Consider the following 18,831-nt stretch of genomic DNA (forward strand, 5'->3'; position numbering starts at 1 on the left):
ATACATGAACTTACTTAAAGAAAAAATAACAGATCAAAGTATCATTCAGAAGCTAATACCACAAAGAGCGCCTATAGTAATGATTGATGCGTTGTTGTATTTTGATGACACTAAAGTTATTTCTGGATTAACCATTACAGACAACAATATATTTGTGCAAGATGCATACCTAACCGAGCCTGGTTTAATAGAGCATATGGCACAAACTGTTGCACTTTATACAGGCTATCATTTTTACATTAAAAACATACCGGCTCCAGAGGGCTATATTGGAGCTATAAAAGGTGTACATATTGAAAGGCTTCCTAAAGTTAGTGAGCAACTGGAAACAGAAGTTAAGATATTACAAGAAATTATGGGCGTTACATTGGTAAAAGGTATTATTCGCTTAAATGGTGAAGTTATCATGTCTGCTCAAATGAAAACTGTATTAAAAAAATGAAGCCTGAATGAAATCAAAAAAAATAGAAAATGCTGAAGAAAACACATTAAAAGTATCTCAGGACATTAGAATTCGTTTTAATGAAACAGATGCATTAGGTATTGTTTGGCATGGATATTACCTTCATTATTTTGAAGATGGCAGAGAAGCATTTGGCAGAAAATATGGCATCTCATATTTAGACCTTAAAGCACAAGGTTATGTGACACCAATAATAAAATCCAGTTGCGAACATAAATTACCATTACGTTATGGTGAAATTGCTACTGTAGAAACCACTTTTATCAACACGTTGGCAGCTAAAATAATTTTCAAATACAAAATAATGAATGCTGAAGGAAAAACGGTTTGTACAGGAGAAACCGTTCAAGTTTTTGTAGACGATAATAATGATTTATCACTAACATTTCCTTCTTTTTTCAAAGCGTGGAAAGACAGCTATAAATTAATATAAAAACACAATGAAGGACGTTTTTATCACAGCAAGCAACATAATCTCTCCACTTGGTTTTAATAGCGAAGCAAATATTTCGCAAATAGCTCAAGAAAAATCGGGGATTATTTTGCATGATAACATTAGTTCTTCACCTTGTTACGCCTCAATAATCGATGATCAGTTATTAAACAATGCGTTTAGTAAAATAGGCGACATTACCGCCTACACGAAACTAGAGAAAATGATGATCTTGTCTTTACAAAACACCATTAGCAAAGCTGATTTTCCAATTTCCGATAAAACCGCCTTACTTATTGCAACCACAAAAGGCAATATTGATGCATTACATACAAGTACAACGCATTTTACTCCAGAGCGAGCTTACCTGCCTGCATTAGGCGAGAAAATCAACACATTTTTCGGTTTTAAAAACGATGCAATCATTGTATCAAACGCCTGTGTATCTGGAATTTTATCGGTTGCCGTTGCAAAACGTCTTATACAAAATGATTTTTATGATAATGCCTTTATTGTTGGTGGCGATATTGTTTCAGAATTCACATTATCAGGGTTTCAATCGTTTCAAGCTATCAGTGAAAAACCATGCAAACCCTTTTCAAAACAAAGAAACGGGATTACTATAGGAGAAGCCGCAGCTTCAGTTGCTATCACTAATCAGAAATCAAAAAAAGAAAACATTCAAGTTATTGGAGATGGTTCCTGCAATGATGCCAATCATATTTCAGGCCCTTCACGAGATGGCGAAGGCTTATACAGAAGTGTTGTTTCAGCTTTAAAGGAAGCTAAAATCACATCAAAAACCATCGATTATATATCGGCACATGGTACAGCAACACTATTCAATGACGAAATGGAAGCCATTGCTTTCAATCGATTAAAATTAGAACAGGCGCCTCTAAATAGTTTGAAAGGTTATTACGGACATACTTTAGGTGCTTCAGGATTACTCGAGGCTATTATTGGCATACATTCTATGAAAAACAATACACTTTATACCTCTTTAGGGATGAATGAATTGGGAGTTTCAGTACCGTTAAATGTCATTCAAAAGAAAAAGAAAACAAAGATTAATACCTTCTTAAAAACAGCATCGGGTTTTGGAGGCTGCAATACGGCTGTGCTTTTTAAAAAAATTAATACTTGAGAAAAAACAAAAACATAATCGCATACTGTCATATAAAAGACAACACCATTTCTGTTAACGGTTCCACACTATTAACAAAAAAGTCTCAATTATCATTTGCTGAATTTTCGAAACAGGTTTATAAAGAAAAAACGATTGCCTATCCTAAATTTTTCAAAATGGACAACCTTAGTAAGCTTGCCTTTCTTGCATCGGAAGTTTTATTAGAAAACATTAGCTCTAAGGATAAAGAAAACATGGCTATTGTACTTTCTAATAAAAGCTCCAGTTTAGATACCGACAAAAAACATCAGGACGCTATTAATGACAAAGAAAATTACTTTCCAAGCCCTGCTGTTTTTGTTTATACACTACCAAATATTGCAATTGGCGAGATTAGTATCAGGCATCAAATAAAGGGAGAAAATGCGTTTTTTGTGTCCAATACTTTTAATGAAAAGCTTATAAGTCAATATGCTTCAACATTAATTCAGAATGAAAAAAGCACTCATATTCTTTGTGGTTGGGTAGATTTTGATGATGACAAATATCACGCATTTATGTATCTTGTGGCAGAAGATGGAGACCATAAATATTCACAAGAATTTATTAAAAAAATATATAACGAAAATTAATGAACGCATTAAAAAAAGAACTTAAGGAAAGCATTATTGAACAATTAAATTTAGAAGATTTTAATGTTGAAGACATTGAAGATAATGATGTGTTATTTGGTGACGGATTAGGATTAGATTCTATTGATGCTTTAGAACTTATAGTAATGCTAGATAAAGATTACGGCATTAAACTTACCGATCCTCAAGAAGGGAAAGCTATTTTTGCATCTATAGAAGTTCTGGCAACATACATTGCAGAACACCGAACAAAATAACATGTCTCAAAACCGTGTTGCTATAACAGGAATGGGAATTATATCTTCTATTGGTAATACTATAGAAGAAAATTTTTATGCGCTTTTAAATTACAAAAAGGGCATAGCGCCAATCGTTAATATTGAAACACGGCATAAAGAAGCCATTAAAGTTGGTGAAATACTACAAACCAATAAACAATTAGCACACAGTCTTAATTTACCAAAAAACCATAACTATTCCAGAACCGCTTTATTAGGCTGTATCGCTGCTAAAGAAGCCATAAATCAAGCCCAAATTGAAGACATAAACGCATGTCGAACGGGGTTAATCTCTTCAACAAGTGTTGGCGGAATGGATATGACCGAAAAACACTTTCAAAACTATAACACCGATTCTGAAAGCAGAAAATTTATTAGCAGTCATCATGCGGGAGATAGTACCGAAAAAATTGCCGAACATTTAGGTGTTACAGATTATACTACAACTATAAGTACCGCATGTTCTTCGGCAGCAAATGCAATCATGTTAGGCGCTCGATTAATTAAATCAGGGCAATTAGATCGTGTTATTGTTGGAGGCACAGACGGATTGGCAAAGTTTACCATCAATGGCTTTAAAACGCTTATGATATTATCTGATACAGATTGCACACCGTTTGACGCGAACAGAAAAGGACTCAATTTAGGAGAAGCGGCAGCATATTTGGTATTAGAATCTGATACTGTGGTAAAACAAGACAATAAAACGGCTCTTGCATATATAGCAGGTTACGGAAATGCCAATGATGCATTTCATCAAACAGCATCATCAGAGCGTGGAGAAGGCGCCTTTCTGGCCATGCAAAAAGCTTTGGCTGTGGCAAACATCCAACCAGAAGACGTCAATTACATTAATGCACATGGAACCGCAACACCTAATAACGATTTATCTGAAGGCACCGCAATAAAAAGAGTTTTTGGGACCACAATCCCCGACTTTAGCTCAACCAAAGGGTTTACAGGTCATACCCTAGCTGCGGCTGGCGCTATAGAATCAGTGTATTCCATATTAGCACTTCAAAAAAATATAATGTTTCCTAACTTGAATTTTAGCACCACTATTCCAGAATTACAAATGGTTCCTCTTACCAAAGTAACCAAAAAGCATTTGGAATATGTATTATCAAATTCATTTGGATTTGGAGGCAATTGTTCAACACTTATTTTTTCTAAAAGCCAATGAAACCATGTTATATAAATAGTGTGGCTTCAATTTCTGTTCAAGACACCTTTGATTCAAACAGTCTCTTGGAAACCATTATTTCTCACAAGTCGAAAACCGCGCATGCTATTCATCCAAAATATAAAGAATTTATAAGTCCTATTGCCAGCAGACGTATGGCAACTGGTGTAAAAATGGGGATTGCCGCATCGAAAGTGGCTTTGCAAGAATCCCAACTAGATGCTCCAGATGCTATAATTACGGGAACAGGAATGGGGTGTATTGAGGATTCTGAGAAATTCTTAAACGCGATTATCGATAATGACGAGCAATATTTAACACCAACATCATTTATACAATCTACACATAATACCGTTGGGGCTCAAATTGCATTAACACTTAAATGTAAGAGCTACAATGTAACGTATGTTCACGGCTCAGTTTCGTTCGAATCGGCGCTAGTTGATGCACAACTTATGCTCCACGAAAACATAGCAAACAACATTTTGGTTGGAGGGGTTGATGAATTAGGAAAACAATTTATTCAAGACATAGTAATGGCTGAAGCGTTAGAACCCAAACCAATTACTACGGCTTTTGGTGAAGGCGCCCACTTCTTTACGCTATCATCTTCAAAACAAAAAAATTCTTATTGCACATTAAAAGCCATTGAAATTACGAATAAAGCAACGCCACAAATACTTAAGGGAAAGCTCCATAAATTTTTAAAACGTAATGGTTTATCAGCATCAGATATTGATGCTGTTCTACTGGGCAATAATGGCGACGGATATGACAACTACTACCATAATCTACAAGATTCTATTTTTAATGCAACACAGCAAATACATTACAAGCATGTAAGTGGTGAGTTCTTTACTGCGTCTGCATTTGGGTTTTGGGCAGCAACTCATATTGTTAAACAACAAAAAATCCCTAAAGCATTATTACTTAATAAAACAGAAAAGTCAAACTATAAAAACGTATTGTTATACAACCAATTTAAAGGACAACAACATAGTTTTATTTTACTAACCTCATGCTAACGTTTAAAAACATAAATGCTATGGCGGTTATCCTAATTATTAGTTTAATCATTGCTGATTATTATTTTAATGTTCCTGCCGCCACCTATTTTATTATTGCTATAATATGGTTAATAATAACAACTATCGGAAGCTTTAACATCACTTGGAATTATCATGTAAAGGCTTATAATTCGAACACGACTATTAAAGAAAAACGTGTAGCTATTACTTTTGATGACGGCCCAAATAACAAATTCACGCCTCAAATATTAGAGCTGCTTAAAACCTATAATGCAAAAGCCACCTTTTTTTGCACAGGTAAACAAATTGAACAACACCCAAATATTCTAAAAAATATTGCGAACGACGGACATACTATAGGAAACCATTCCTATGCCCATTCTCCTTATTTCGATTTCTACGGAAAACAAAAGGTCATCACTGAAATTGAAAAAACAAATAACTTAATTGAGAGTTCTGTAGGTAAAAAATCGACCTTATTCAGACCACCTTACGGTGTTACAAACCCTTCTATATCTAAAGCTGTTAAAGACACAAAACATCATGTTATCGGGTGGAATATTAGATCCTTAGACACCGTTAAGAATAGTGATCAAAAAATCTTAAATAGAATAATACGACGACTTTCTCCAGGGGCAGTAATTTTACTACACGACTCAAAAGAAATAACCGTTAGTGTTTTGGAACAATTGTTGCTATTTTTGCAGCAGAATGGTTATCAATCTACAACTATTGATGCCTTATTTAATATTGAAGCTTATGCGTAATATCATTATTATATTATTATTTTCTATAAGTTGTCAAAACGTGTTCTCTCAAAAATCGCTTAATGCTAATGAGATAAAAACGTTTAAAGAGAATGTTATAACACTCGATAAAAACACAAAAACTATTGTTAGTGATTTTACTCAGTATAAACATTTAAGCTTTTTAAATAACGACATTGAAACTATTGGGAAACTAGTATTTAAAACTCCAAATGTAGTAAAATGGGAATACACATCTCCTTATCAATACAGCATAATTTTTAAAGATGATACACTTCTAATAAACGATGAAGGCGATAAAAGTAATATAGATATCGGGTCTAATAAAATGTTTAAAAGTTTAAACAATATCATTACCAATAGTGTGAAAGGTAACATGTTTAATGATGATGAGTTTGTAATATCCTATTTTAAATCTGATGGAAATTATTTAGTAAAATTTGTTCCAAAAGATGAAAGTATGCGCAAATTTATTGCGGTTCTTGAATTGGTTTTTAGCCAAAAAACAACTGATGTTATTGAAGTGAAAATGATTGAGCCTTCTAACGATTATACTAAAATCATTTTTAAAAATAAAACGCGAAACACGACTGTAAATGATGAGATTTTCAACAATTAGTTTTGTCTTTATTTTACTTTTTGTTTCCTGCGGAATCCCAACTATTAAAGGACTTCCCGAACAATCCTTAACAATTACAGAATTCACCAATCCTTATTTTTCAAATGGTGATATCGATTATGTTTATAAGGCAAAAATAAACGCTTACGGCAATACTTTTGGTGGTATCCTTATTATTAAAAAAATAAAAGACAGTAACCACCGTATTGTGTTTACTACAAATTTTGGTAATAAAATTTTTGACTTTGAGCTGACTAATAACGACATCAAAGTACATTACATTATGGAAAACCTGAATCGGAAAATTATAATTAAGACACTTAAAAATGATTTTACAACCTTAACCCAAGAACATAACAAAATAGACAAGGCGTTTAAAAAGGGTGAGCGTTATACGGTGTATCAATCAAAGTTAAAAAACAGATATAATCATTTCTTTATAGATAAAGAATCCAGAATGCTTCAAAAGATTGTTCTCACAAATAAGGTTAAAGAAATCACAACTTTTAAATTTAAAGGTTTAAAAGAAAATACCGTTGGTGAAATTTTTATTAAACACAATTCAATTGCGTTAAGAATAGGCTTACAAAAACTTTAACTTTTCTTTTTTTAGAATAAAAATAAAAATTATATTTAGCAAATATACAGAACCTCTCAATGAGAAATAAAGTTTACCTACCCTTCTTATTTATTATTACTTTTAGCTTTGGTCAAAAAAAAATAGATCCTACATCTGAAGACGTATTGAAGGCAAAAACATTAAAAACTCAATATCCAGATGCCGATGTCGTATTACTAGAAAGTAAAGATTATGTGAGTTTCCAAATTGATAAGAAAAACAATAAAGTTTTAGTAAATCATAAAAAAGATGAAACTTTAATGAATGTTGCCCAAAGATCTGAAATTCAAAAGCACCTTTTTTATGATGGGCAATCTGAAATCAAGGAGTTTAAAATTAGCTTTAGAAATAAAAAACAAGCATATTTTCATATCAAAGATGAATTTTATACTAGTAATGACCTCTTTCATAACGATACACGAGTAAAATATACCCATATTGGTTTTCCTGTTCTGGGCTATAAATACCATTTTGAATCATTAAAGCATTTTAAAGATATAAAGTATTTTACTACTATTTATTTTACTGAAGAATATCCTTCCTTAGAACGAGAAATAACATTTGTCGTTCCAAAATGGCTTAAGGTGACATTTAAGGAAATGAATTTTGAAGGTTTCGATATTACAAAATCTGAAGTCTTTGACAAAAAACAAAATACAACAATAGTTACTTTTAAAGCAATGCGTTTACAAGCATTTTTTGATGAAAAAGAATCTCCAGGACCAAGCCACATATATCCACATATTTTAGTGCGAGCACAATCATTCACTCAAGATGATAAAACACACATGCTATTTAATGAAACCAAAGATTTGTATAACTGGTATAAATCACTTGTCGATAATATAGATAATGATCCATCAACTTTAAAAGAGAAGGTAGCAAAATTAACAGCAAACAAGAAGACAGATGAGGACAAGATAAAAAGTATATACTATTGGGTTCAAGATAATATACGATATATAGCATTTGAAGATGGTATTGCTGGATTTAAACCAGATGCAGTACAAAATGTGTTTAATAAACGCTACGGTGACTGTAAAGGAATGGCAAACCTTACAAAACAAATGTTAATCGAGGCTGGATTCGATGCTCGATTAACTTGGATTGGAACTAAAAGAATTGCTTATGATTATTCTACACCTTCCTTGTCGGTCGATAATCATATGATATGTACAGTATTCAAAGATGGAAATAAAATTTTTCTTGATGGAACAGAAAAGTATAATGCCTTTGGTGAGTATGCTGAACGCATCCAGGGGAAACAAGTCATGATAGAAAATGGCAATAGTTATTTTATAGAAACTGTTCCTAAGTTAACTCATAATTCAAATAAAGAAACCTTTATTTTTAATGCTAAAATTAATGGCGATTTAATTGAAGGGCATGTTTCTAGAACATACATAGGGGAAAGCAGAGCTTCTTTTTTAAATTACTATAACAACTTAAAAAATGATGAAAAAAATGAAGCACTAAAATATTATTTGAATAATGATAACCGCAATTTATTAGTGACTTCAATAAACACTTCAGATTTAGAGAAAAGAGACAACATGTTAAGTATTGATTATAGCTTAACACAAAAAAATGCCGTGTCTTCCTTTGGAAAAGAAATATATATTGACTTAGATTATCACAAATCTTTTGGAAAATTTATGTTCGAAGAACGAAATACTAATTATATATTTTCTTATAAAAGGCATTTAAAATCAGAGGTTAATTTAGAGATTCCTGAAGGTTATACTATAGGAACACTTCCAAAAGGAATAGATGTTGATACTAAAAATTATAGAGTATTAATTACGCTAAAAGCTGACGGAAGAGTTATTAATTATACAAAATTATTTATTCTTAAAAATGCCATTCTTGAAACTTCAGATTTTGAAGCATGGAACAAAATGATTAAATCGTTGCAGTCTATATATCAAGAACAAATTATACTAACCAAAAAATAAGAATCCCATTTTTTAATAATCAAAAATGATAAAAAGAACCATAATACTCACCTTAGCCCTGCTATGTGCCTTGACCACAAATGCCCAATTTGTTATAAAAAAAAAGGCGCCAAAAGTTTCGAAAAAGGAACAAAGGAAAATAGACGAAAAAAAACAAGAGATAAATAATTTAGCATGGGATAATAGCAGTATTCATGCTACCACATTAGAGATTCCTGAAAAATGGCAAAATGAATCGGCTGTTTTTCTATTGAAATCAATACGTTATATTTATAACAGACCTAATAATAGCATTGAATATACTAAAATAGAGCGTAACCGAATCAAATTATTTGACCAGGCAGCCGTAAAAGAATTTTCTGAACTTTCTTATGAAAAAGATAATAGCTATAGGAGTTACGGACTTAGCAGAGTAACCAATACCTTCTTTCTTGGAATTAAAATTATTAAACCCGATGGAGAAGAATTAATAGTCGATATTGACGAGGCTATTGATGTTGAATCTGAAAAAAAACTGGCCATTCCTAACCTTGAAAAAGGAGATATTATAGATTATTATTTTTATACAAATAGTATTTTAGGTGAAAATGATTTGTATAAATATAAGCCTGTTGAGCATATAATAGGTTCTCGATATCCTATTTTGCATTACTATTTTGGTCTTGATACTGAAAAAGATTTTTTCATGAGCTTTAACACTTACAATGGGGCTCCAGATTTAATAAAGGCACCTGCCAGTCTTAACCGCAAGGAAAGTAAAAAGCGACATTATTCATTTGAACAAAAAGATGTTCAAAAAAACGATTTCCCAATTTGGTTTTATCCAATGGTAGAATTACCATCGTATAAATTTCAAGTAAATTTTGCACGTACTGGTAAATATGAAAAAAGAGCTTATGCATTTATCCCTAATGAATCAGATATTGTAAAAAAGGAAGTGTCGCCTAAAGATATTTTTGAGTTTTATGAAGATAAATTTAGTCCTTCAGGTAGCCTTGGTGACCTTAAGCGTTTTTTAAAAGACAATGCTTTTAGCTCGGATGAAGAAAAAGTAAAGGCGGCATATTACTATATACGACATGCTTATTTCACCAATTATATAGAGGCAAGTGTCGTTTCAGACGCAAAAATTCTAACCTATCCATTTCAATATTATGACAGTAAATCCATCTTCTTTGATACAGAGAGAAAATTTATTAAGTACTTTGCGGCTTTTTTAAAAGATATTAAAATTGACTATGAGATTTTAGTTGGCACCAAACGTTATAATGGTAGTATTAAAAATTTTCTTTTAGAAAGCAACGCAAGCTTTTTAATAAAGGTAAATACACCACAACCTATTTACATTGAAAATTTTAACCATTTTTCTAATGTAAATCAAGTTAATTCTTTATTAGAGAATACAGAAGCTTATGCTTTAGAAGTGGTCAACAGAAAACATATCGAAGATATTCAAACAGTTAAAATACCAGAATCAACACATAACGATAATACTACTACAGAAAAATTAAGCTTATTTATAAGTCCAGATTTTTCTAATATTAATGTAAAACGATACTCTAGTTATACTGGTCATAATAAAATTAATGAACAGAAGGATCGATTAAAATTTTATGACTATGTCTTTGAAGATTATAAAAAATATGGAACTCTTTCTTTAGTAGATAGAATTAGAAAGAAAAAAACAAAAGAAAAGTTTAATAAAACCTATAAGGGCTTTATTGAAAAAGAAAAAGAGGAACAAAAGGAAAATTTTAAAAAGCAATCATCAAGTGAATACGAATTGGAATTAGATGATTATTCTTTTTCTATAAAAAATACTGGTAGATATGGTAAACTAGATTCATTTGAATTTGAAGAAGAGTTTACTATTAATAAAGATTTGATTAAAAGAGCAGGGGGGAATTATATTATTCAAATAGGCAAACTAATAGGTAATCAAGTTGATTTAGATGCTAAACAAAAACAAAGAAAAGACAATATTTATATGAACTACCCAAGGTCTTTTTCAAATGAAATTACATTAAATATACCTGAAGGCTATACCGTTTCTGGTTTAGAAGCATTTAATACTTCTGTAGAAAACAAAACAGGAGGCTTTGTTAGTAGCGCTAATATTGAAGGGAGTGAGCTTAAAATAAAAACACATAAATATTATATGAATTATTACGAACCAAATACAAATTGGAATCAAATGATACTTTATTTAGAAGCTGCTTTTCAATTTACACAAACTAAAATATTACTTAAAAAATCTAATTAGTAAGAAACCACCTAAAACTTAATTTCTATGAAAAAAATCCCATTAATTGTAATTACACTATTCTCTTTTGCCCTTTTAAATGCCCAAGTAGAAATTAAACCAGGGCTAAAAGGCGGCTTAAATCTTGCCAATTTAACAAACACCAACAATATTGGCATTAACAGTAAAGGCATTACTTCTTTTCATATAGGTGGAACCGTATCTTTTAAGTTTGCCAAATTTTATACACTACAACCAGAAATTTTATATTCTAAGCAAGGCAGTGAAATTTCTTCAAGTATCAGTAACTCCAAAATTGAACTTAATTATTTGTCAATTCCAATAAACAATAAATTTTATGTTGGAGGTAATGGTCTTAATTTTCAAATAGCGCCAGTTATTGATATTCTATTAAGTCATAAAAATGTAGACAGTCCAGAGAGTTTTGATATTGCCCTTGCAGGTGCTATTGGTTATGATATCGCTAATGGAGTAAATATTTCAATAAGATATAAACAAGGACTTGCCGATGTATTTGGTAGAAATGTAAATACAGGTAATGGTACTCAGACTACAAATGTTAGCGATTTAGTTTTAAATAAAGTAGTTCAATTAAGTGTTGGTTATCAATTTGATTTATAAAAAAGCTTATGCTTATTAAAGATTTTTATAAAATACAATCTATTACTCCAATAGATACTAATACGATACATGCCAGTATTCGCCTTAATAAAAATCATGATGTTTTTCATGGTCATTTTCCTGGAAACCCAGTAACTCCAGGAGTCTGTATGATTCAAACCATAAAAGAAATAACGCAGACGCAAGTTAATAGTCTTTTGTTTTTACAAAATATTTCTAATGTGAAATTTACAGCATTAATAAACCCTAATATTAATCCCGATCTAACATTAGAACTCTCTTTAAATCAAGAAAATAACACCGTTAAAGTAAAGAATATTACTAAATTTACCGATGGTACTATTGCCTTAAAATACAATGGTACCTTTGTAAAAAAATAAATATTGGTTCATTATCTTTAAATCAAATTATTAAAGGCAAATGATGGAAAAGACGACAGAACAAAAACTAAATAACGTACAGTGTTGTGTCATTATACCAACCTTTAATAATCAAAAAACGCTACAAAAAGTTATAGACGGTGTTTTACTTTACACAAAAAACATCATTATAGTAAATGATGGATCTACAGATTCTACTTCCGAAATACTTAAAGCTTATCCACAAATTGAGCAACTTCATTTACCAGAAAATAAAGGTAAAGGAAATGCTTTGCGTCTGGGTTTTAAACACGCTGATAGTTTAGGGTATCATTATGCCATTACAATCGATTCAGATGGTCAGCATTTCCCTGAAGACATTCCTGTTTTTATAAATACTCTGGAAAAAGCAGAAAACAAAAACTTGCTTCTTATTGGTGCGAGAAATATGAATCAGGAAAGTGTACCAAAAAAGAGCAGCTTCGGAAATAAATTTTCGAACTTTTGGTTTTGGGCAGAAACGGGTATTAAACTTCAAGATACGCAATCTGGATTTCGCCTTTATCCTATTCATCACCTGAAGCATTTAAAATTTTATACTTCTAAATTTGAATTTGAAATTGAAGTTATTGTAAAAGCAGCTTGGGACGGTGTTACCGTTAAAAACATTCCGATTAATATTTTATATGACGAAACCGAACGCGTATCTCACTTCAGACCGCTTAAAGATTTTACACGAATAAGTATTTTAAATACTTGGTTGGTGATTGTTACTTTTTTATGCATCAAACCACGTAACATTTATAGAAGATTTAAAAAAAAAGGCATTAAACGTTTTATAGTAGAAGATTTTTTAGGAAATCAAGATTCCCCCAGAAAAAAAGCAACATCTATTGCCCTTGGAATTTTTATAGGGCTTTCTCCTCTTTGGGGTTTTCACACGGTAATCGTCCTTTTTTTAGCCTTAGTATTAAACTTAAATAAGGCCATTGCTTTTGCATTTTCCAATGTAAGTATCCCACCTTTTATTCCGTTTGTTGTTCTGGCGAGTCTTTACATGGGGAACGCTGTTTTAGGTCTGGATCATACCTATACACTAACCGATATAAGTATGGATTTTGAAGCGTTAAAACATCTCAAAACATATATTATTGGGAGTATATCTTTAGCAGTAGTTGCATCATTATCTTTAGGCCTATTAAGTTATTTTCTTTTACTACTTTTTAAGAACAAAAAAGTAACCACGGCAAATGCATAACGTCTTTCATAACATATACCGTTATTTTAGTTCAAAAAAACTACTGGGTTTTGGCATTTTAGCCCTTCTGTTTTTAGTATTGCTCTTTGTGGCTTCCAGAATACAATTTGAGGAAGACATTACAAAATTAGTGCCCAGAAATGATGAAAATTCTGAAGCCCATAAAGTCTTAAAGAATGTAAATTTCACCGATAAGATTATTGTAAATATCTCTAGAGGCGCCAATGGTTCTGTAGATGATTTAACGCAATATGCTTCTCTGTTTATTGACAGTGTCACTAAAAGTTCAGGAGAATATATAAAACAAATACAAGGAAAAGTAGATAATGATGAGGTTCTTAATACCGCGAATTTTATCTACCAAAATCTGCCTCTTTTTTTAGATGAAAGTGATTATAAAATAATCGCAAACAAAATTCAAAAAGACAGTATAGATGCTATAACCTTAAAGAATTATAAAACCTTAATTTCTCCGTCTGGAATTGCAGCTAAGGACTTCATATTAAAAGATCCTTTGGGGATTTCGTTTATCGCCTTAAAGAAACTACAGGAATTAAGTTTTGGCGAAGGTTTTACATTACAAAACGGTTTTCTGGTGAGCAAGAACAAGGAACATATCCTATTATTTATTACCCCCGTTTTAGACGCTGGTGAAACCGCAAAAAACACACTGTTTGTTGAAAATTTATATCAAATAAACGCTGAGCTTAATAGTGCTTTTTCGGGAAAAGTAAGTAGCGAATATTTTGGTGGAGCTTTAATTGCTGTTGCTAATGCAAAACAAGTAAAAAGAGACATAGGGCTAACCATAAGTATCGCCTTAACCGTATTGTTACTCATTTTTATAGGCTTCTATAAAAAACTAACGGTTCCAATTATTTTATTTGTCCCGACAATATTTGGCGGACTATTGGCAATAACCATATTATTCCTGTTAAGAGAAAAAATATCAGCAATATCTTTAGGTATTGGGTCCGTACTTCTTGGTGTAACACTAGATTATTCATTACATATACTTACACACATAAGAAGCAATAACAATGTAAAGAGTTTATATCAAGAAATTTCTAAGCCTATTTTAATGAGTAGTTTAACTACGGCTTTGGCTTTTTTATGTTTACTATTTATAAACTCGCAAGCCTTACAAGATTTAGGCGTTTTTGCGGCAGTAAGTGTTATAGGAGCATCGTGCTTTGCATTACTTTTTATTCCTCAAGTTTATAAAGACAGCTCAAAAAAAAACAAAGAAAGCACCCTATTAGATAAGATCGCGTCCTATAGTTTACACAAAAATAAGTGGGCAATTATAGCACTGTTCGTTTTGTTCTTAGGAAGTTTATTTACTTATAATACTGTAGTATTTAATAACAATCTAACTCAATTACATTACCAGCCTGAGGATTTAAAAGCATCTGAATTAAATTTAGACAAACTCATAAATAGTACTTCAAAATCAATTTATATTGCAGCTTATGGTGATTCTGAACAAAAAGCTTTGCAGGTAAACGATACTATTTTAGCGACGCTTCAAAAGTTAAAAACGGAACATAAAATTATAAACTATAGCTCCATTGGAACTTTTGTTCATTCTGAAAAACAGCAAAAGCAGCAAATCGCGAGATGGAACTCGTTTTGGGATGAGAAAACAATTGAAACCACTAAAAATAATATTATTGAAAGTGGCAATACTCTAGGTTTTAAATCAAATACGTTTAATACTTTTTATTCACTTTTAAACACCTCCTTTAATGCATTAGAAAGTAACGATTATAAAGCCATAAAAACGTTCTCTGTTGATGATTATATAGCGACAAAAGGTGGCTATACTACCATAACAACATTAGTAAAAGCTAAGAACGGAGAACATGTTATTGATACTTTTAAAAATCAACCTCAAACTTTAGTTATAGACAGGCAACAAATGAACGAAACCTTTTTAGGCAACCTAAAAAGCGACTTTAATAGTTTAATTCGTTATTCGTTAATTGTTGTATTAATCATCCTGCTTTTATTTTATAAAAGTTTTTCTCTTACTCTGGTAACAAGTACTCCTATATGCCTTACATGGCTACTCACTATTGGAATCATGGGATTATTTAACTTAGAGTTTAATATATTTAATATTATAATCTCAACGTTTATTTTTGGTTTAGGGATAGACTACAGCATTTTTATTACCAACGGATTGCTTCATGAATACAGAACAGGAGAAAAAGTATTAGCAACACATAAAACCTCAATTTTATTATCAGTCATAACCACTATTTTAGGCGTTGGTGTTTTAATATTTGCTAAACATCCTGCCTTACATTCCATATCGCTTATATGCTTAATAGGTATTTTATCTGCAGTTCTTATTGCTTTTACAATACAACCTTTATTATTTAAATTATTCATTGGTAGCACGCGAAAAAGACCTAAAACACTTAGACTTCTTATACATTCCATACTGTCGTTTACCTATTTTGGACTGGGAGGGTTTTTACTGTCAGTATTTAGTGTTACGATCATGAGAATTATCCCGATTCCAAAAAAAACAAAGATGAAATGGTTTCATAAAACCATTTCAAAATTCATGAAATCGGTATTATATACAAATCCCTTTCTAATCAAAAAGGTTATTAACAATAATCATGAAGATTTCAAAAAGCAATCCATCATAATAGCAAATCACACATCATTTTTAGACATTTTAGCTATTGGAATGCTTCATCCAAAAATTATATTTCTCGTTAATGATTGGGTTTATAATTCTCCTGTATTTGGAAAAGCAGTACAATTAGCTGGATTTTATCCCGTGTCAAGCGGTATTGAAAATGGCTTAGATCATTTAAAGAAAAAAATAGATCAAGACTATACATTAATGGCATTCCCAGAAGGAACCCGATCTAAAACCAATAAAATAAAACGATTTCATAAAGGCGCCTTTTATCTTGCCGAGCAATTCAATTTAGATATTATTCCAGTGCTTATACACGGAAACTCAGAAGTGATTCCAAAAGGAGAATCAATGATTAGAAACGGTAGTATTACGTTAAAAATTCTAGACAGAATTAATGCTGATGATGAACGGTTTGGAAAAACATACTCTCAACGCGCCAAACAAATAGGAGCCTATTTTAGAAACGAATTTAGTCGTTTTAGAAACGAGAAAGAAAATGCGACCTACTTTCATAGTATCGTATTAGATAATTATAGATATAAAGGCGATTCGCTTTATAACCATGTTCGAAATGATATAAAAACCTATCAAAACGACTATCAAACTATATTAAATAATATTGGCGAAAAAGATATCATTGTACACCTTTCTGAGGATGCAGGACAATTAGATGGCTTACTTGCCTTAAACGCTGTAGATAGAACCATCATTTCTTATATTGAAAACGAAAAAAACAGAACAATTTTAGAGAACAGCTATATAGCAGCCAACAGAAAAATAACCTTAGTAAATTCTATTGAAAACGCTATAGATTATAGAGCAAACGTTCTTATAGTCAACTTAAAAAACATTGATATAGAAAAGGATTTGCGTCCTTTTATTAAAAGTGATTTAAGTCATATCATATTATTAAAAGAAAGTAGAAATTTACAAATTATTAATGCTCAGGATTTAGGTTTCGAATCCAGTTATCAAAATAAAAATATTACCATTTTAAAAAAACAATTAATTAAAGAATGAAAGCACATTACGATGTCGTAATAATAGGAAGCGGTTTAGGAGGCTTGGTTTCTGCTAATATATTAGCAAAAGAGGGTTATAGCGTATGTGTTTTAGAAAAGAACAACCAATACGGAGGCAACCTACAAACCTTTGTTAGAGAGAAAACTATTTTTGATACAGGTGTACATTACATAGGTGGACTAAACGAAGGACAAAACCTATATCAGTATTTTAAATATCTTGATATTATCGATGATTTAAGTTTGAAGAAATTAGATGAGGATGGTTTTGATATTATAACTTTCGATAATGATGATACCGAATACAAACATGCTCAAGGCTATGAAAACTTTGCTCAAAATTTAATAACGCAATTTCCGCAAGAAAAAGCAGCCATAAACACCTATTGTGAAAAGCTAAAAGAAATCTGCGAAAAGTTTCCGTTGTACGGATTAAAACATGGCAAACCCTATTATGAAAACTCCGATATTTTTACTCTTAAAGCAAAAGATTATATAAACTCTTTAACTGATAATAAAAAATTACAAGCTGTTCTTGCAGGTACCAATTTTTTATACGCAGGAGACGGAGAACGATCTCCTTTTTACGTTCATGCGTTAACAGTCAACTCTTATATAGAAAGTGCATACAGGTGTATAAATGGCGGAAGTCAGATTTCAAAAATTTTAATACGACGCTTAAAAGAACACGGAGGCGATGCTTTTAAACATCATGAGGTTGTTAAATTTGGTTTTGAAGACAAGAAAATCAGTTCTGTATTTACAAAAAATGGAAAAGAAGTAAAAGGCGATTTATTCATTTCGAATATAGAACCAAAACTTACCATAAAACTTGCTGGCGAAGATAAGTTTAGAAAAGCATACGCTAATAGAATAAACAATATTGAAAGTATAATAGCTGGTTTTAGCTTATACATTGTTTTAAAGCCTAATTCTTTTAAATATCAAAACAAAAATTTCTATCATATAAAGGATCATAATAAAATATGGGACGCACAAGACTATACTGATGAAAGTTGGCCAGAAGGCTATATGGTATCTATGGGTGTAAATAAAAAAACAGATGCGTGGGGAGATAGCTTAACGGTAATGACCTATATGAAATATGATGAAGTCGAACCTTGGGCAAATACCTTTAATACTGTAGCCAATAAAAATGACCGAGGGCAAACTTACGAAGAATTTAAAGCGGAAAAGGCAGAAAAGTTAATTCAAGAATTAGAAATTAAATTTCCTAATATACGAGACTGTATTCAGGAAATTTACACATCAACACCATTATCTTATAGAGATTATATAGGCTCCAACAGAGGTTCTATTTATGGTTATGTCAAAGATGCAGATAATCCATTACGCTCTTTTATATCGCCAAGAACAAAAATTAAAAATCTATTACTAACAGGGCAAAGTTTAAACATGCATGGCATATTAGGCGTTACCATTGGGGCAATACTTACTTGCTCTGAGGTTGTTGGAATGGAAAAACTATTGAATACAATAATAGACGCCAATAAAGTAAAACAAAATTAAAAGAAGAATT

17 protein-coding genes are annotated in these 18,831 nt (G+C 31.4%); all 17 read left to right on the forward strand.

What is annotated here, in order from left to right; translation table 11 throughout:
• Positions 1 to 4 precede the first annotated feature (4 nt).
• Genes VOI54_RS03640 through VOI54_RS03720 form a run of 17 tightly spaced genes read left to right on the forward strand, consistent with a single transcriptional unit; the run spans position 5 to position 18,821 of the window.
• Positions 5 to 442 (forward strand): hotdog family protein, encoded by a 438-nt coding sequence (locus tag VOI54_RS03640; RefSeq protein WP_326281360.1) that lies wholly within the window; start codon positions 5 to 7, stop codon positions 440 to 442.
• 7 nt (positions 443 to 449) lie between these two features.
• Positions 450 to 896, forward strand: a complete 447-nt coding sequence (locus VOI54_RS03645; RefSeq protein WP_326281361.1) for an acyl-CoA thioesterase — start codon at positions 450 to 452, stop codon at positions 894 to 896.
• Between the two features lie 7 nt (positions 897 to 903).
• The gene (locus VOI54_RS03650; RefSeq protein WP_326281362.1) at positions 904 to 2,043 is read left to right on the forward strand and encodes a beta-ketoacyl-[acyl-carrier-protein] synthase family protein; all 1,140 of its coding nucleotides are present in this window, start codon (positions 904 to 906) and stop codon (positions 2,041 to 2,043) included.
• Positions 2,040 to 2,657 (forward strand): beta-ketoacyl-[acyl-carrier-protein] synthase family protein, encoded by a 618-nt coding sequence (locus VOI54_RS03655; RefSeq protein WP_326281363.1) that lies wholly within the window; start codon positions 2,040 to 2,042, stop codon positions 2,655 to 2,657. The genes VOI54_RS03650 and VOI54_RS03655 overlap by 4 nt, the downstream gene beginning before the upstream one ends.
• Positions 2,657 to 2,914 carry a phosphopantetheine-binding protein gene (locus tag VOI54_RS03660; protein ID WP_326281364.1) on the forward strand — a complete coding sequence of 86 codons (258 nt, stop codon included), beginning with the start codon at positions 2,657 to 2,659 and terminating at the stop codon, positions 2,912 to 2,914. The genes VOI54_RS03655 and VOI54_RS03660 overlap by 1 nt, the downstream gene beginning before the upstream one ends.
• 1 nt (position 2,915) lies before the next feature.
• On the forward strand, positions 2,916 to 4,118 hold the full coding sequence (locus VOI54_RS03665) for a beta-ketoacyl-[acyl-carrier-protein] synthase family protein (RefSeq protein ID WP_326281365.1): 1,203 nt from the start codon (positions 2,916 to 2,918) through the stop codon (positions 4,116 to 4,118).
• Positions 4,115 to 5,143, forward strand: a complete 1,029-nt coding sequence (locus VOI54_RS03670) for a beta-ketoacyl synthase chain length factor (protein WP_326281366.1) — start codon at positions 4,115 to 4,117, stop codon at positions 5,141 to 5,143. Before VOI54_RS03665 ends, VOI54_RS03670 begins: the two co-directional genes overlap by 4 nt.
• Before the next feature lie 20 nt (positions 5,144 to 5,163).
• Positions 5,164 to 5,913, forward strand: coding sequence for a polysaccharide deacetylase family protein (locus VOI54_RS03675; protein WP_326281367.1), 750 nt, complete (start codon positions 5,164 to 5,166; stop codon positions 5,911 to 5,913).
• Positions 5,906 to 6,532: a flexirubin biosynthesis/transport protein LolA2 gene (gene lolA2 / locus VOI54_RS03680; RefSeq protein ID WP_326281368.1), complete on the forward strand. Its 627-nt coding sequence runs from the start codon at positions 5,906 to 5,908 to the stop codon at positions 6,530 to 6,532. Before VOI54_RS03675 ends, lolA2 begins: the two co-directional genes overlap by 8 nt.
• A complete protein-coding gene (gene lolB2, locus VOI54_RS03685; RefSeq protein ID WP_326281369.1) occupies positions 6,510 to 7,130 on the forward strand; it encodes a flexirubin biosynthesis protein LolB2 in 621 nt (206 codons plus the stop codon). The genes lolA2 and lolB2 overlap by 23 nt, the downstream gene beginning before the upstream one ends.
• A 59-nt stretch (positions 7,131 to 7,189) precedes the next feature.
• Positions 7,190 to 9,106: a transglutaminase-like domain-containing protein gene (locus VOI54_RS03690; protein ID WP_326281370.1), complete on the forward strand. Its 1,917-nt coding sequence runs from the start codon at positions 7,190 to 7,192 to the stop codon at positions 9,104 to 9,106.
• Between the two features lie 25 nt (positions 9,107 to 9,131).
• The gene (locus tag VOI54_RS03695) at positions 9,132 to 11,369 is read left to right on the forward strand and encodes a DUF3858 domain-containing protein (protein ID WP_326281371.1); all 2,238 of its coding nucleotides are present in this window, start codon (positions 9,132 to 9,134) and stop codon (positions 11,367 to 11,369) included.
• Between the two features lie 27 nt (positions 11,370 to 11,396).
• Positions 11,397 to 11,990, forward strand: coding sequence for an outer membrane beta-barrel protein (locus VOI54_RS03700; protein ID WP_326281372.1), 594 nt, complete (start codon positions 11,397 to 11,399; stop codon positions 11,988 to 11,990).
• A gap of 8 nt (positions 11,991 to 11,998) precedes the next feature.
• Positions 11,999 to 12,370 carry an ApeI family dehydratase gene (locus tag VOI54_RS03705; RefSeq protein WP_326281373.1) on the forward strand — a complete coding sequence of 124 codons (372 nt, stop codon included), beginning with the start codon at positions 11,999 to 12,001 and terminating at the stop codon, positions 12,368 to 12,370.
• Positions 12,371 to 12,410: 40 nt separating this feature from the next.
• Positions 12,411 to 13,607 (forward strand): DUF2062 domain-containing protein, encoded by a 1,197-nt coding sequence (locus VOI54_RS03710; protein ID WP_326281374.1) that lies wholly within the window; start codon positions 12,411 to 12,413, stop codon positions 13,605 to 13,607.
• Entirely contained in the window at positions 13,600 to 17,289 is a 3,690-nt protein-coding gene (locus tag VOI54_RS03715; protein ID WP_326281375.1) for an MMPL family transporter, read from the forward strand. Before VOI54_RS03710 ends, VOI54_RS03715 begins: the two co-directional genes overlap by 8 nt.
• The gene (locus tag VOI54_RS03720; RefSeq protein WP_326281376.1) at positions 17,286 to 18,821 is read left to right on the forward strand and encodes a phytoene desaturase family protein; all 1,536 of its coding nucleotides are present in this window, start codon (positions 17,286 to 17,288) and stop codon (positions 18,819 to 18,821) included. The genes VOI54_RS03715 and VOI54_RS03720 overlap by 4 nt, the downstream gene beginning before the upstream one ends.
• Positions 18,822 to 18,831: the final 10 nt, after the last annotated feature.

The sequence above is a fragment of the Alterotamlana spongicola genome, from assembly GCF_035818475.1.
Classification (GTDB): Bacteria; Bacteroidota; Bacteroidia; order Flavobacteriales; family Flavobacteriaceae; genus Cognatitamlana.

What these genes read in the sequence shown, in the direction of transcription:
- VOI54_RS03640 (WP_326281360.1), top strand. Translation starts at nt 5, where the DNA reads ATGAACTTACTTAAAGAAAAAATAACAGATCAAAGTATCATTCAGAAG.
- lolB2 (WP_326281369.1), top strand. Translation starts at nt 6,510, where the DNA reads ATGATGAGATTTTCAACAATTAGTTTTGTCTTTATTTTACTTTTTGTT.
- VOI54_RS03700 (WP_326281372.1), top strand. Translation starts at nt 11,397, where the DNA reads ATGAAAAAAATCCCATTAATTGTAATTACACTATTCTCTTTTGCCCTT.
- VOI54_RS03665 (WP_326281365.1), top strand. Translation starts at nt 2,916, where the DNA reads ATGTCTCAAAACCGTGTTGCTATAACAGGAATGGGAATTATATCTTCT.
- VOI54_RS03705 (WP_326281373.1), top strand. Translation starts at nt 11,999, where the DNA reads ATGCTTATTAAAGATTTTTATAAAATACAATCTATTACTCCAATAGAT.
- VOI54_RS03690 (WP_326281370.1), top strand. Translation starts at nt 7,190, where the DNA reads ATGAGAAATAAAGTTTACCTACCCTTCTTATTTATTATTACTTTTAGC.
- VOI54_RS03660 (WP_326281364.1), top strand. Translation starts at nt 2,657, where the DNA reads ATGAACGCATTAAAAAAAGAACTTAAGGAAAGCATTATTGAACAATTA.
- VOI54_RS03670 (WP_326281366.1), top strand. Translation starts at nt 4,115, where the DNA reads ATGAAACCATGTTATATAAATAGTGTGGCTTCAATTTCTGTTCAAGAC.
- VOI54_RS03715 (WP_326281375.1), top strand. Translation starts at nt 13,600, where the DNA reads ATGCATAACGTCTTTCATAACATATACCGTTATTTTAGTTCAAAAAAA.
- VOI54_RS03710 (WP_326281374.1), top strand. Translation starts at nt 12,411, where the DNA reads ATGATGGAAAAGACGACAGAACAAAAACTAAATAACGTACAGTGTTGT.
- VOI54_RS03675 (WP_326281367.1), top strand. Translation starts at nt 5,164, where the DNA reads ATGGCGGTTATCCTAATTATTAGTTTAATCATTGCTGATTATTATTTT.
- VOI54_RS03650 (WP_326281362.1), top strand. Translation starts at nt 904, where the DNA reads ATGAAGGACGTTTTTATCACAGCAAGCAACATAATCTCTCCACTTGGT.
- lolA2 (WP_326281368.1), top strand. Translation starts at nt 5,906, where the DNA reads ATGCGTAATATCATTATTATATTATTATTTTCTATAAGTTGTCAAAAC.
- VOI54_RS03645 (WP_326281361.1), top strand. Translation starts at nt 450, where the DNA reads ATGAAATCAAAAAAAATAGAAAATGCTGAAGAAAACACATTAAAAGTA.
- VOI54_RS03695 (WP_326281371.1), top strand. Translation starts at nt 9,132, where the DNA reads ATGATAAAAAGAACCATAATACTCACCTTAGCCCTGCTATGTGCCTTG.
- VOI54_RS03720 (WP_326281376.1), top strand. Translation starts at nt 17,286, where the DNA reads ATGAAAGCACATTACGATGTCGTAATAATAGGAAGCGGTTTAGGAGGC.